Here is a 12,464-nt window from a genome sequence, read left to right as displayed (position 1 = left end):
GTTGGCCAAGCGCGTTGGCTGCTCGCGCCGATTTTTGCGGTGGCCGTCACGTTCCTGATGATTGGAATATCCCTTGGCTGACGATCCCAACATCTGCTTGGCCCATTGCTGCGCTGAGACGATTCTACTGCAGCAGAAAATGGCGATCGATACCCTCTGTTCTGACTGGTTAGCGTGGGTGAACTAATGTTTCGCGACAAAGAAGTCCTGGAGGCAGGCTTACTCGCGGCAGTGCCAATTTGCGTCGCCCTCGCTGCCCTGATCGCCTTGTTGACCGTGGCAAGGACATGAACCGCATCCTTTTCGTGGCGGCCGATTTCCTATCGCGGCCACCGGGTTTCTACGTCTTGATGATAGCCATGGTGGCGTGCACCGCTCTGGTGCCCTTTGGCATGACAAATGCAGTTACCTATGCGCTTTCAGTAGCGGCTATCGTGATCACGGGGATCGTCCTCATTCAGGGCTACCGAGACACAGCCGCCATCCACGCCAAACTCGATGAGATCATCGTTTCACTGGATGAAACCAGAAACGATGTCGTCGGATTGGAGCACGCCGAGCCGGAGGAGATCCGGGAAAAGCTTATCGTGCTCGAAGAAGAAGCGGCAGATCGAGGACAGCGATAATGAGCGTTTCTGGCCCAGCAGACGGCGTGGCCATGTCCGTCGACCCGCTCACGGCATCTGATCAGAGGAAGCGCACACCGCGGAAGCGTACCAAGCGTCTGGCTGAAGATGGGGGCGGGTATGTTGCGCCTGTTCCATCTGAAGAGAAGTCCTTCCGTGTCTTCTTCCTATCAAGGGAAACCGGCATCGACCCCGATCAAGCTCGCGAACTCGTCGATAGCATTGAAGGAGACGGTGCCGCGTTGGTGGACGCCGCACGCCGAATGAAAATCAGGCCCAATGACTGACGAATGCGACATGCCTGGTCTGATTTTCGCTTGCTGGCAGCGGGTGTCGGTGGATCAAAAAACCCGATCGCGCATTTAAGTTATGGCTAATAATGGCCTAAGGAGGAATCAATGAAAAAGACGCTTCTTATTTTGAGTCTACTTATCCCGCTCGCAGCATGTTCGCGCACCGAACAGGGCGCTGCCGTCGGCGGATTGGGCGGCGCAGCAGTCGGCGCCGCCGTGGCAGGCGACCCCGTCAAAGGCGCGGTTGTTGGCGGCGCAGTTGGCGCGATAGCCGGGGCGGTCATTGGGCACGCCAGCGAAGCCGGCCAGTGCAGATACCGCGATAGGTATGGAAGAGTTTACGTGGCTCGGTGCCCGGACGGCTACTGATTTTAGGCGCGTGATCCTCTACGATCACGCACCTTCTGATTTCGGTCCATGCCTTGGCTGCTCTCTTCCATCAGTTTTGGCTTCGCGATGGGACATTGAAGCGGATGCTGGCGTCAAATCGATGAAGCCAATAGCTCTTTGCGGCAGCCCGCGATCCACCTAAGCGTAACTTCGTACCGGCCCTCACACCTCAGTCGGATAGCTTGGTCGCGCTCGGACAGCGCCGCAACGATACCCAACATTAGATCGCCGCTCGCGGAACTTTTGTGAAGCTGAGCCCTTCCTCCATTTGAACCGTGGAGGAGACCAAAATGGCAAATCTGGGAAGATTGGCGATAGCGATGCTTGGCGTCCTGGCATACCAGAATCGCGACAAGATCGGCGACATGATCCGTAGGGCGGGAGATCGTAATCCAAGCGACCCGCAAGGCGGGATTCTGGATCAGATATCGAAAGGCGTGTCGGGAACAGCCCTAGGTGACATCCTCGACCGATTCAGAGGGGCAGGGGCAGGATCGAAGGTCGACTCTTGGGTTGGCACCGGGCCGAACCAGCCTCTCCAGCCAAGCGACGTAGAGGCGGCCATAGACGAAGACACACTCACTTCGCTCTCGATGCAGACGGGTCTTTCACGCGAGGACCTCATCAGCAGGATCACGCGAGATTTGCCCGAAGCAGTCAACAAGATGACGCCAGATGGTAAATTGCCCGCTGAGCCGACGCGAGACTCGGGTGAAACGACCCTGCTTGATGACGTGCCCACGCGTAGGCCACAAGCTAAGAATTCAACCGGCCAGGACGATGTCTAGGGCCACAGCTCTAGACCGGGTCGATTTGATAAATCGCACACGCCCGGCCGCTGAGACGAGCCGGGATGGCGATTCTGAGGTGGCAAGAGCAATTGTCGAGTTGGATTTGTTGGCCGCGTTGCTTGATTCCCGATGGCGCATTCCAGGAACATCAATTCGTTTTGGGTTGGATGCCCTGGTGGGTCTGGTGCCCGTACTCGGAGATGTGGCGACGGGCCTAGTCTCGGCATATATCGTGGTGCGAGCCCGAAACTGCGGTGCTGGAAATGGCTTGGTCGCCCGCATGTTAGGGAACGTGCTGCTTGATACGGTAGGGGGAAGCGTTCCTATTCTCGGTTCAATCTTCGATATCTATTTTAAAGCCAACAACCGCAACATCCGACTGCTTCGTCGTCACCTCCAGAGGTAGGCGGAAGCTGGCAGCTGGGGTGACGCGACCTGCCTGAGTGTAGCTCAGTATTCCCCCGAGGAACTTTATTGGCGTATGGCACGTTTTCCCGCCGAACCAATTTAGGTTCAAGGAAAGGGGAAAATATGGAAAATCCAGGTGTCGGTTGGATAGCTGCTATCGTCATCGGCGGTATCGCCGGCTGGCTCGCCGAGATGTTCATGAAAAGCAATATGGGCGTGCTCATGAACATCATTTTGGGGATCGTTGGCGCCATCGTTGCCAACGTCCTTCTCGGGCTGCTGGGCGTATCGTTGAGCGGCTGGCTTGGCTATCTTGTCGCCGGCTTCATCGGTGCATGCATTTTGATTGCCGTGGCTCGAATGATTAGACGCTGATCCAATAATCGAGCTTGCACGTTCTTACTCGTGACTGAGGCGCGTGGTCCTAGGGATCACGCGTTTTTTCACAGCCCCTCTTGCGACGCTTAGCCCTCGGATTTGAGAGGAGTGCGAAACTCCTGCTGTGGTCCCAACCGGAACATCGGAAGTGTTGGTGCATTGCTAGTGAACGGCAATTCGACTGGGACTCAAAATGAGTCGCGCGTTGACAACTGCATGGGGCATGCTGCGAGAAAGTGTCGTTGGGTTTGTCAACGACAACGCTCTTAGCCACGGCGCGGCAATCGCTTTCTACGCCACGACATCGTTGGCGCCAATTCTGCTTATCGTCGTGGCAATCGCGGGTCTCGCATTCGGCCATGAAGCCGCGCAATTGGCTTTGTCTGCCCAGATTACAGGCCTGATGGGTCCAGAAAGCGCAAGTCTCCTTCAAACTGCACTAGAGAGCGCATCCGGAAAATCATCCGGCACCTGGGCGGCGGTCATTGGCATCATCACCTTGCTTGTGACCGCTTCCGGTGTCTTTGGCGAAATGCAGCAGTCGTTGAACGCGATATGGAAGGTCGAAGCGCAGGGCAGTTCGTTGTCGCGCCTGGTGCGCGCACGTGCAGCAAGTCTGGGACTGGTCGCTGCACTTGGCTTCATGTTGCTCGTCTCTCTCGTAGCGAGCGCGGCGATTTCGGCCCTAGGCAACGTCATCAACGCACAGTTGCCGTTCGGCACAATCGTCCTAGGCGTGATCAACGCAGTCGTTTCGTTCGTCCTGATCGCAGCCATGTTCGCCGCTATCTTCAAGATCTTGCCTGATCGAACCCTTGAATGGCGCGATGTCGGGATTGGCGCCGTTGTGACCGCTGCCCTGTTCACGCTCGGGAAATCGCTTATCGGTTGGTATATCGGCTCCAGCGCGATCGCGTCCTCATATGGGGCTGCCGGTGGTCTGCTCGTCATCCTGCTGTGGGTTTACTACTCGGCGGAAATTTTTCTTTTTGGTGCGGAAATCACTCGCGCCTATTCCGTTCGACACGGCAGCAGGTCCAATCTGCACGCGGTGGTTCACAGTGCTTTGCCTGCAAGACAGGTCGTCGGATTGCGCGCAGAGCAAAAGTCTAACCCTGCTGGAGTTGTCGTGCTGTTTGCGGTGGCCTGCGCGAGCGCAACACTGACCACCTTGATGTTGGGTCTTCGCCGCTGACCACGCGGTAAGCCATCGCAATTCTATAAGCCATCGCGACTTCCGGCAGGATGTAGCGCGCCCGCGTGAAGGGCACGGAACCTTTCGCCTCGCCCGCTCTTTCACTCGAAGCCAATTCGGGCAAGGAGCATTGTAATGAAAACTCTAGCCGATATTTTCGAGCATACCCTCCAAGACATGTATTACGCGGAGAACGCGATTACCAAGGCCTTGCCCAAGGTGGCTGCGGCCGTGAAGGACGCCAAGTTAAAGAAAGCGGCCGAGGACCATCTCGAGGAGACGAAGGGACAGATCAAGAAACTCGAGCAGGTGTTCAAGTCGATAGGCAAGAAGGCGTCTGGCGAGAAGTGCGACGCGATAGAGGGCCTCATCAAGGAAGCTGACGGACTGATGGAGGAAGCGTCAGGAACGGCCCTCGATTCCGGCCTGCTGGCGGCTTGTCAGGCAGTCGAGCACTATGAGATATCCCGGTACGGCTCGCTGAGGGAATGGGCAAAGGATCTTGGGCATGATGAGGCGCACAAGTTGCTCAGCGAGATCCTCGACCAGGAAAAAGCCACCAACAACAAGCTGACGAACCTCGCGGTTACGTCGATTAACAGGACAAATTGATCCTCGGCGTTGGTGCGAGCAGTTCCTGGCCTTCGGAGTGACAGTCGCCCCTAGGCTGTGAGGCGCACAGCAGGGGAGGAGGCGCCCCGGTGCATCCGACGAACTGCACAGCGAGCTCAGCTCTGTATGTTAATGGATGCAGGAGGCGGCCGCCACTTCGTCGGAGGCATGGCCGCGCGACGCGACTGCGAGCTTAGGTAGGCATGAGGTAGAGCACAGCGCAACGCGAAAGAGAGGGATGGCGGGGTTTCCCCTTATGCCTTTCTCTGCCGGCGGCGCCACATTCTATTGTCGGTGACGAGACCATTATCATCTTCAGGGCGGGCGAGCGATGGAGTGCCTCCGACGGTGAAGACAATTCCGGCGTCCTCAAACGCCTGGCGCATGGCCGCGATGTTATGGGGACGCGGTTTCCTAACGCCGTTCTCAAAATCGCTGATCGTCATTTCGCTAAGATTGGCCTTTGCGGCAAGTCGAACTCGCGACCAGTTCAGGAGGGATCGTGCTGCTCTTAATTGATCTGCTGAGAGTAGGTTGCGGCTGTCCATAAGCATTCAAACATTTAATATGGCTAATATGTTCCCTTGACCTTTCTGCAGCAATCTGAGGCCTGTAAGCCGCGACTAGTGCCAGATCTGCCGCACCTTCGACGATGCGTGCAGCTTGCAGGACCACGAGCTTATCGAGCGGCCTGACAAAGGCTGGGGCGCCGTGGGCAAAGGGTGCAAAGTCCATCTATTCCAAAACGCGGTGCATGTAAGGGTCGCTATCAGATGGCTAAGAAACTCAAAGTCTATCAAACCTCCATCGGTTTCTTCGACCTTGCCGTCGCCGCACCATCGATGAAGGCTGCCGCAGAAGCATGGGGATCGGACCCCGACATCTTCAAGCGCGGGTTCGCGAAACAGACGGAAGACCCCAAAGTGGTTGAAGCAGCGATAGCCACGCCAGGCGTGGTTTTACGGCGGCCGGTCGGATCGCGCGAGAAATTCACTCAAAAGGCTGCGTTTCCGAGAGCACCCGACGTGGGTCAGCGAGCTGCGCACGATCGTGTGCAACGCCCGCACGTTGGCAAGAAAGCCGACACGAAATCTGCAGAGAAAGCGGAACTGAAGGCGGCTGCGGCTCTCGAAAAAGAAAACAAACGTCAGGCCCTCGATCGCGCAAAAGCAGAGGCCGAGCGCGAGCGTGCGAAAAGGCGACGCGAACGAGCGATTGCCAAGGCCAATGCCGTTTTCGAACGGGCTCGTAGCCGCCATGAGGACGCCATGAACGCCATCAGGCAGCGACGGCAGGAACTGGACAAAGAGGAAGCTGACGAGGACGAAAGATGGGAGCGCGAGCAGCAGGCGCACGACGCCTCGTTGAACGAGGCAAAGGCGTAGGCGGCAGGCAACGGCGTTGTCCGACCGACCGCATCAGTTCGCGTCGGCGCAATTGGCTGGCGAGGCAAATTTGCATTGTGCCCGCTGCCTCCCGCTGACCGGCCATCGCTTGCGTTCGGCCGCAGGAACCAAAGCGGTTGACGGGGGTTGGTTTATCGAAGGGACCTCGAACCGTAAGGATTCGGAACGATGGTCGAAATCTATGACTTTGAAGCGGCGAAGGCCCGGCTGCGCGTGAAGCGTGCGGAGCGTTCGCTTGATCAAGCAAATCAGGCTTTGGACGACGATACCGGCGTTTGTCTCAGCCTTGCGATGCTCTGTAGTCGCATCGGATCCGACCAGCTGCGCCTTAAGGATGATCCCCTTAAGGATGATCCAAAGTAGCGCCTGGTGACGCCACAATACTGACGTGGCACTTGGTCCCAACTTGGACCTTGCGGTCGCAAGGAGGAACAAAAGTCCGGCAGCTATGTTTACCCAGCGAAGGGCAAATTAATTCGGAGAACTGAACGTGAAAACCACCCTGATTCTGGGCGCTATGGCCCTTTGCCTGGTCGCGCCAACGGTTGCTTCGGCGGCTTCGGTCGTCGTGACAACGAAGCATCACCGCCACCACCACAAGCCGGCGATTGTCATAAATGAGGACGGCCAGCGGCTCCATTATCGCAAGCACGGCCGGGAAGCTTTTTACGATCACGGCAAGCGCCATTGGCACGGCAAAAGCTATTGGAAGCGGAAGCACCGCTCTGACGACGTTGTGGTCATCAAGCGCGATGATCGCCCCCATCGCCATCGTCACGTCATCATCCAGAACTGATTTCCGTCCACTGCAGGCCCGGCTCTGTGAATGAGCCGGGCCGACGGGACAAAGGAGTCTAGTCCATGACACCGACCTTTCCTCTCAACCCTGAAATCGCCAAGAGCGGGCCGATCTATCGCCAAGCCCGGCTCGCATTGCTGGAGCACGTACTCGAGCGGAGCATGGACGAAACCGACGCGGCCGCCCAACAGGTCGAGCGAGATATCGCAAGGCTGACTGAAGCAACTGCGCCCTCGCGCCATTAGCCGCGACGCTCTGTGATGCTTTACCTCAAATCGGTACTCAGGGAACTTCTGCCCGCCTGGCTCGTGCGAAAGACGGCCGATGTGGATGTGCGTCCCATTGAGCAGCAGCCGCCAATCCGCGACCTTGTAGGCGCTGCGCCACCGCAGCGGTATCGAGGCCCCGTGCCACAAGAGGGGCGGCGCTTCTCACGCTGATACCGTTCTGGCTTGGTTTTCCCGCTTATCAAAGCTCATCTAGAGCGCGCCAGGATGTTTCGGACGTTCGAGTACCTGCCACTGTCCGCCGCGGGCTGTTCGAACGCCTCGGTTTCCTGGCGACGCAAAGAGCATCTTTCATCTTGCCGACCAAGCCGTGTGTCGAAACGCACGGTCGGCCAATATCGGAGCGGCCCGTCGACCAACTGGTTGAAGGCAAAATGCTATGCAATCGGCGAATTCGATCTTCTCGGCATAGAGCGCGAGCCCGGAAAACCTGCCTTTGCGCTGATGGCTGATCGCAAGACCGGCCGCTATGTCGGCAGCGCTTTCATCCACTCGAGCCGTGCTATCCGCTAACGGAAACGCGTCCAGGGGCATGCGGGACGGCGCCGAAGGGCATGAACCGGCCGACTACGGTTTGCGGCAATTACCGACCTTGCCGATCAGGCTATTAAGGCGGCCGAAAAAGAGGGCATCAGCCTGGAAGAGATGACCGAAGAAGTCGGCAGCGTGTTCGACGTCATCTTCGATGCGATGCAGAACCGCTCCAGATGATTTCGAAAGGACTCGCAGTCAGCGGTTGCCGGCGCCTGCCAGGCCTACATTCGGCAGCTACGCTCAGCCGCAACCAACCGCTCCGGCGCTCGTTAACTTATGCCGGTTTAACCGGCACACTTCGCCTCCCTTGCCCGCCCGTTTCCGCATTCGGGCGGGCCTTTTTAAGCGTACCTTTTTTAGCGTTGCCTTTATGGTCCGCTTACCGTGAACGCGCATCCTTTTATGGCGCGGCGATGTTTCAGTACGGCGCAGCTCAGACAACAACTTGTCGCTCTTTGGACCCCTGGGAGCGACGAGAACGAGGTTGCAACCAACATCTTCAACGTTCGTTGACTCGCGCCGGTTGATTCCGGCTACTCCATACCAAACTGCCCGCTGCCGCATCGCGGTGGCGGGCTCTTTTTGTTCTATTAGCGGAACGGCATATAGGACCGTAGGTTGTGTACGCGGCAGCACTGCTGCTGGCCAAGGGCCGCAAGACTTGGCCGGGCCCGCGTCCCGCCTTGGTCGCGGGCCTGCATCTCGGCCTGCGCGTGTGGCTCTTGCGCATGTGTTGGCATGGCTATTCAAGAGGATCCGCGAGGAACGAAGCGGCAATCAGATCGTCGCCGTCGATGCGGCCCCGACCGCCATCCATAATGGCAGCGACCTTCTTAAAACTATGAATTTCGCTATCTGTGATTTTAGCTTCCAGCATGCGCGCCTTGAGATTAGCGACGCGCGTGCCCAAAGCGTCGGATTTTCTAGAGTCATGATTCGACATGCTGATACTCATCCTTGATGGTCTGCCCGTCGCCATTGAAGGCGACGGGCGTTTACTTGATGAGGCGAAGGTCAGTTATAGACCTTGATGATCTTCCGGGTGCCCGGATCGACAAGAACCGTTCGGTTGTCGACCACTACGTAGCGATATTTGACGTTGGGAACTTCATGGAGTTCGACTGTATCGGGCAGAGCTGTGCCGACATTGAGTTCCACCCCGGGAAGCTTCACCGACGCCAGCGGCTGTTTCTTTACATACTCTTGGATGACCGTGTCCTGTTCGGGCTGGATGATGATGTCCTCGGCGGCAGCAACGCCTACACCGGCCAAGAGAACAAATGCCGCAGCGGCGGCAGAAAGGTACATTCTCATGGTTTCACTCCTCGTTGAGATCGGCGCCGACCGGACTGGCCGGCGTCCGGGGAACCAAACCTTGGGCCGGGGCGAACGTTCCATCGCCGGGCTTCAGTCGGACATGCCGGTCCGACTTTGGTCCTGCAGGCAAAAGCAATAGTCCAAGCATGAATTCCCGACGGAACGGCCCCCAATCCTGATTGTTGTCCCTTCGAAAAGTGGGAGAAAACAAATGGATAAGAGTGTTGGCCAAGCGTGGTGGTTGCTCGCGCCAATTTTCGCCACAGCCGTCAGCTTCCTGGTGATGGGCATGGTGCTTGGCTGACATGTCGTGGGGCGCTTCGCTCATGCAACCTTGGGAGGTTTACTATGGATCGGCGATCCTTCTTGACTGCAATGTTCGGCATCGCCGGGGTAGCGGCCCTTGCAAGTACTGTCCGACCCATCAACGCGATGGCCGGTGTTCCAGTCGCCGGAAATGGCATTCTCGATGAACTCGAGACGCCAAAGGCCGATGCTTTTGACGAAGATGCACAGGCAGAAGTGCAGCAAGTCTACCATCGCTACTGGCATCGCCGCCGACACTATCGCCGGCGCGGCTGGAGACGGGTTTGCCGGAGTTACTGGCGGCATGGCCGGCGTCGCGTCCGGTGCTATCGTAGACGGCGTCCTGCGGTCGTGCTGCGATTCTAGCTAGTGCCTGTTGCCACGTGGCCCGTTCCGGTCCGGCTAAAGCCTCAGGAACGGGCCCAGTTTTGGTAGTCGGAACGCGGAACGTTTGCTGAAGCGCTACGTTCGGCAGTGTCATTCGCGTCGTTGTATGGGGACGTGGCTTAATGCCAATTTCGAATGAGTTGAAGGACGAGTACCTGGAATTTGAGTGCCCACTGTGCCCATGTAATGGTGAAAAAGGGCTCGTGGTTCAAGGTTATATCGAGCTTCAACTGCGACCAATGCGACGCGAGGATAAGGCTTGGCTATCCGGACAAGCTCACACTTTTTGAACAAAAAAAGCGAAGCAGGAACCTGTGTGTACGGTGAGAGTAGCGGGCCGGCAGTGCGTTGGGGTGGCGGGATGAACGTCCGGCCCTGACCGGCCCGGGGGGCCAGGCCGGTTGGTGGAATCGTTCATTAGGCGATGCTTATAGAGCCTGAAGATGGCCGACGCGATCTTGGCCGGTGAGAACAGTGAAATCCGCGCCGGCCACCGCGGAATACGGGACCCGCCCACGGAAATTAGCGCTCTCCGAACGATCGGCAACGATTGGTTAAGGACGTACGGTGAGTCCTGGTTGAAGCCACCTCTGAGCGCATTAAATCCCCCAAGGTCACCGGCGACGTATGGACATCGGTGCTTGGAGTTCGTTGCGCTTTCGCCCCGGGATTAGAGGTTGGCATCATGACCCAGCCAAGGATATCGGCTTCCGACTGCAATGTCTTGCGCGGTGCCTTCGTAAAATGCGTCATTGAAAAGAACATCCCGGAGAACCGATGGCGTGATGAGGCTGCGCTGTTGATCCGAAACTATACGGATAGCGATGACGTAGATTCCAACTTGCTGGAATGGATCATACGGACTGGCACTATCTAGCCGATGCGGCTGCCGGTCAAAAGAGCTTGGCCGGCTTTTTGATACATAAGCGGAACCCGATATTTTGCGGCTGGTTTCAGATGCGGCAGCGGCCCGCTGCTGGCCGAGGGCCGCCCCAACCCTTGGCCGGGCCCGCATCGCCCCCAGAGGGGCGGGCCCACACTCTGGAAAGTTACAATGGTCTTTGCCTTCGTCTGCAGGGCCGTCTTGCAGCGATGCGAGCCGTTTTTCATGCCCGCGGCGCGAGCCAGGAGGTCGAGCTTTCTCTTGCCGCTTATGTCAATCGCCCGATGAGCTTCCTGCCTTTCCCTCCGCGAGCCGGAATGCGTAGTTGTTACGGATGTGGTTGTTGAAATAGCGGCCCTTAGCAAACGCCGATTTAAACGCGGCAAAGGCCTCAACTGGTACGTCCAAGAACTCGTAGTGCTTCCCGCTGGCTACAAACCAGACCGAGAGAACCCGGGTGTTTGGATCATAGTCGAACTTGCTGATCGAGGTCGACGGCATGGTTGAGGGTCTTCGGCAACCGCCCCGCGCCTAGTTGTTCAATTCAAGCGGCTCGTGGTCCGGCTGCTGGTGCCACTCACCTGGCGAAAGTCGCGCGGGTCGACCTGCTGGCCGCAGATCGGGCATGTGTGAAAACGGTCGTGGCCGTCTGCCTTCGGCTCGTGGGGCTTGCCGGGCCTGGGTGGTCCAGGGTCCGCAATTCTCGTCATTTGGCAAAGTCCCCGGGCACGCCATCCTCAAGACTGAATTCGTGCGTGCTTCTCGCATCCTCATCGACCACACGAAACCAGTGTTCCTGAAGAGCTCGAGGCGACACTCGTTGCCCAGCGACTTTCTCTACAGCTGATATCGGATCATCCGCGTTTGTGGCTTGAGTTGAGACACACTCCGCTCCATGCCACTCTTCCACCTGATACTCTGGCATGCTGGCTTACCTATCGCTTCCCCATTGCCTTCGCTTCCCGCTCCAGCGTCGCGCGATTGTTCCCGTGCTTGGCGATCAGTTCCTTCACCTGCTGGGGCGTGATCCCGGCCTTCTTGGCGAAATACTGAACCTCATAATCGTCGTCGGCTGAAACACGGTCCCGATCGCGAGAATCCCGCTTGCTCTTATCGTCGGCCATATCGATTCCTCCTTCGCCCACCGCAACGTCCAGTTGACATGTTTGTTGCACCAAAAAGCCGATTTCCGAGTTCCGGAACTATTTTAGCTCAACCTTATTTAATGGCGGCGGGTGGGAGTGTGCGTGTATGCGAAGCGATGGTAAGCGGCTGAGGTTCATCAAGCCGCAGGAACCGATCCTGGTCGAGGTTGCCCCGATCGCTCATCCTCGACGGCGAGATGATCGCGCCCGAGCCGGACGGTCGGCCGAACTTCCATGAGATCCACTCGCGCGTGGCCTGGAACGCCGAACTGCTCGCGTTCGTAGCGTTCGACATCCTGCACAGGGACGGCCAGGATCTGCGCCCGCTGCCGGCGATCGATCGCAAGGCAATCCTGTGGGAACTGGTCAAGCCGGCCGAGGGTATCATCCAGTACAGCCAGCACGTCGAGGGCGGCGGCGCTGCGTTCTATAAGGCAGCCGAGCAGATAGGCCTCGAGGGCATTGTTTCGAAGCGCCGGGGAAGCCCATACCGAAGCGGCGGCAAGGACGAGGCTTGGGTGAAAATCAAATGCTGGGACATCGGCGAATTCGAACTGCTCGGCGTCCACCGCCAGCCCGGCAAGCGAAGCGAAGCGCTGCTCGCAAGGGACGGCAAATATGTCGGCAAAGCCGTGATCGCCACAAGCAACGCGATCAAGGAACGGCTCTGGAAGCGCGTCCAGCAGGGCAGGGGCCAGGGGCCGGCC

20 protein-coding genes are annotated in these 12,464 nt (G+C 58.0%); 14 read left to right on the top strand and 6 right to left on the bottom strand.

Annotation, left to right across the window (positions count from 1 at the left end):
• The first annotated feature begins 287 nt into the window (after positions 1 to 287).
• From AC1D1N_RS15680 to AC1D1N_RS15645, 8 genes are all read left to right on the top strand, one after another.
• Positions 288 to 626 (top strand): low affinity iron permease family protein, encoded by a 339-nt coding sequence (locus AC1D1N_RS15680; protein ID WP_477232486.1) that lies wholly within the window; start codon positions 288 to 290, stop codon positions 624 to 626.
• The gene (locus AC1D1N_RS15675) at positions 626 to 913 is read left to right on the top strand and encodes a hypothetical protein (RefSeq protein ID WP_477349554.1); all 288 of its coding nucleotides are present in this window, start codon (positions 626 to 628) and stop codon (positions 911 to 913) included. Before AC1D1N_RS15680 ends, AC1D1N_RS15675 begins: the two co-directional genes overlap by 1 nt.
• Before the next feature lie 111 nt (positions 914 to 1,024).
• The gene (locus tag AC1D1N_RS15670) at positions 1,025 to 1,288 is read left to right on the top strand and encodes a YMGG-like glycine zipper-containing protein (RefSeq protein WP_112564442.1); all 264 of its coding nucleotides are present in this window, start codon (positions 1,025 to 1,027) and stop codon (positions 1,286 to 1,288) included.
• Between the two features lie 311 nt (positions 1,289 to 1,599).
• Positions 1,600 to 2,097, top strand: coding sequence for a YidB family protein (locus AC1D1N_RS15665; protein ID WP_477349552.1), 498 nt, complete (start codon positions 1,600 to 1,602; stop codon positions 2,095 to 2,097).
• A 79-nt stretch (positions 2,098 to 2,176) separates the two neighbouring features.
• Positions 2,177 to 2,506 carry a DUF4112 domain-containing protein gene (locus tag AC1D1N_RS15660; RefSeq protein ID WP_477349550.1) on the top strand — a complete coding sequence of 110 codons (330 nt, stop codon included), beginning with the start codon at positions 2,177 to 2,179 and terminating at the stop codon, positions 2,504 to 2,506.
• 125 nt (positions 2,507 to 2,631) lie between these two features.
• Complete coding sequence (locus AC1D1N_RS15655; protein ID WP_352591637.1) at positions 2,632 to 2,883, top strand: GlsB/YeaQ/YmgE family stress response membrane protein; 252 nt, start codon at positions 2,632 to 2,634, stop codon at positions 2,881 to 2,883.
• 196 nt (positions 2,884 to 3,079) lie between these two features.
• Positions 3,080 to 4,081, top strand: a complete 1,002-nt coding sequence (locus AC1D1N_RS15650) for a YihY/virulence factor BrkB family protein (RefSeq protein ID WP_112564448.1) — start codon at positions 3,080 to 3,082, stop codon at positions 4,079 to 4,081.
• 135 nt (positions 4,082 to 4,216) lie between these two features.
• A complete protein-coding gene (locus AC1D1N_RS15645; protein ID WP_025583720.1) occupies positions 4,217 to 4,693 on the top strand; it encodes a YciE/YciF ferroxidase family protein in 477 nt (158 codons plus the stop codon).
• A 254-nt stretch (positions 4,694 to 4,947) separates the two neighbouring features.
• On the opposite strand, the gene AC1D1N_RS15640 is transcribed toward AC1D1N_RS15645, so the two are convergent.
• Entirely contained in the window at positions 4,948 to 5,241 is a 294-nt protein-coding gene (locus AC1D1N_RS15640) for a helix-turn-helix domain-containing protein (protein ID WP_112564559.1), read from the bottom strand.
• 225 nt (positions 5,242 to 5,466) lie between these two features.
• Here AC1D1N_RS15640 and AC1D1N_RS15635 point away from each other — a divergent pair, with 225 nt between their 5' ends.
• The 5 genes from AC1D1N_RS15635 (at position 5,467) to AC1D1N_RS15615 (ending at position 7,698) form a co-directional block, all read left to right on the top strand.
• Positions 5,467 to 6,078: a cell envelope biogenesis protein TolA gene (locus AC1D1N_RS15635; RefSeq protein WP_477349547.1), complete on the top strand. Its 612-nt coding sequence runs from the start codon at positions 5,467 to 5,469 to the stop codon at positions 6,076 to 6,078.
• Positions 6,079 to 6,267: 189 nt separating this feature from the next.
• The gene (locus AC1D1N_RS15630) at positions 6,268 to 6,462 is read left to right on the top strand and encodes a hypothetical protein (RefSeq protein ID WP_477349545.1); all 195 of its coding nucleotides are present in this window, start codon (positions 6,268 to 6,270) and stop codon (positions 6,460 to 6,462) included.
• 127 nt (positions 6,463 to 6,589) lie between these two features.
• Entirely contained in the window at positions 6,590 to 6,895 is a 306-nt protein-coding gene (locus tag AC1D1N_RS15625) for a hypothetical protein (protein WP_477349543.1), read from the top strand.
• A gap of 65 nt (positions 6,896 to 6,960) precedes the next feature.
• On the top strand, positions 6,961 to 7,143 hold the full coding sequence (locus AC1D1N_RS15620) for a hypothetical protein (protein ID WP_477345647.1): 183 nt from the start codon (positions 6,961 to 6,963) through the stop codon (positions 7,141 to 7,143).
• 354 nt (positions 7,144 to 7,497) lie between these two features.
• Positions 7,498 to 7,698, top strand: a complete 201-nt coding sequence (locus AC1D1N_RS15615) for a hypothetical protein (protein WP_477345646.1) — start codon at positions 7,498 to 7,500, stop codon at positions 7,696 to 7,698.
• Positions 7,699 to 8,461: 763 nt separating this feature from the next.
• Here AC1D1N_RS15615 and AC1D1N_RS15610 read toward each other — a convergent pair.
• The 5 genes from AC1D1N_RS15610 to AC1D1N_RS15590 form a co-directional block, all read right to left on the bottom strand.
• Complete coding sequence (locus tag AC1D1N_RS15610) at positions 8,462 to 8,662, bottom strand: hypothetical protein (protein WP_477345645.1); 201 nt, start codon at positions 8,660 to 8,662, stop codon at positions 8,462 to 8,464.
• A 71-nt stretch (positions 8,663 to 8,733) separates the two neighbouring features.
• Complete coding sequence (locus tag AC1D1N_RS15605; protein WP_477345644.1) at positions 8,734 to 9,033, bottom strand: DUF1236 domain-containing protein; 300 nt, start codon at positions 9,031 to 9,033, stop codon at positions 8,734 to 8,736.
• A gap of 327 nt (positions 9,034 to 9,360) precedes the next feature.
• Positions 9,361 to 9,576, bottom strand: a complete 216-nt coding sequence (locus AC1D1N_RS15600) for a hypothetical protein (RefSeq protein WP_477345642.1) — start codon at positions 9,574 to 9,576, stop codon at positions 9,361 to 9,363.
• Between the two features lie 1,309 nt (positions 9,577 to 10,885).
• Positions 10,886 to 11,113, bottom strand: a complete 228-nt coding sequence (locus AC1D1N_RS15595; RefSeq protein WP_477349541.1) for a KTSC domain-containing protein — start codon at positions 11,111 to 11,113, stop codon at positions 10,886 to 10,888.
• A 434-nt stretch (positions 11,114 to 11,547) separates the two neighbouring features.
• Positions 11,548 to 11,736 (bottom strand): DUF3606 domain-containing protein, encoded by a 189-nt coding sequence (locus tag AC1D1N_RS15590; protein ID WP_477349539.1) that lies wholly within the window; start codon positions 11,734 to 11,736, stop codon positions 11,548 to 11,550.
• A 188-nt stretch (positions 11,737 to 11,924) separates the two neighbouring features.
• On the opposite strand from AC1D1N_RS15590, the gene AC1D1N_RS15585 reads away from it, so the two are divergent.
• Positions 11,925 to 12,464, top strand: a 540-nt coding sequence (locus tag AC1D1N_RS15585; protein WP_477349537.1) for an ATP-dependent DNA ligase, incomplete at its 3' end; no start/stop codon positions are given.

The sequence above is a fragment of the Mesorhizobium sp. P2_B5 genome (assembly GCF_056404775.1).
Note: the sequence above shows the minus strand (reverse complement) of the source record. Positions and strands in the feature narration are given on the sequence as shown.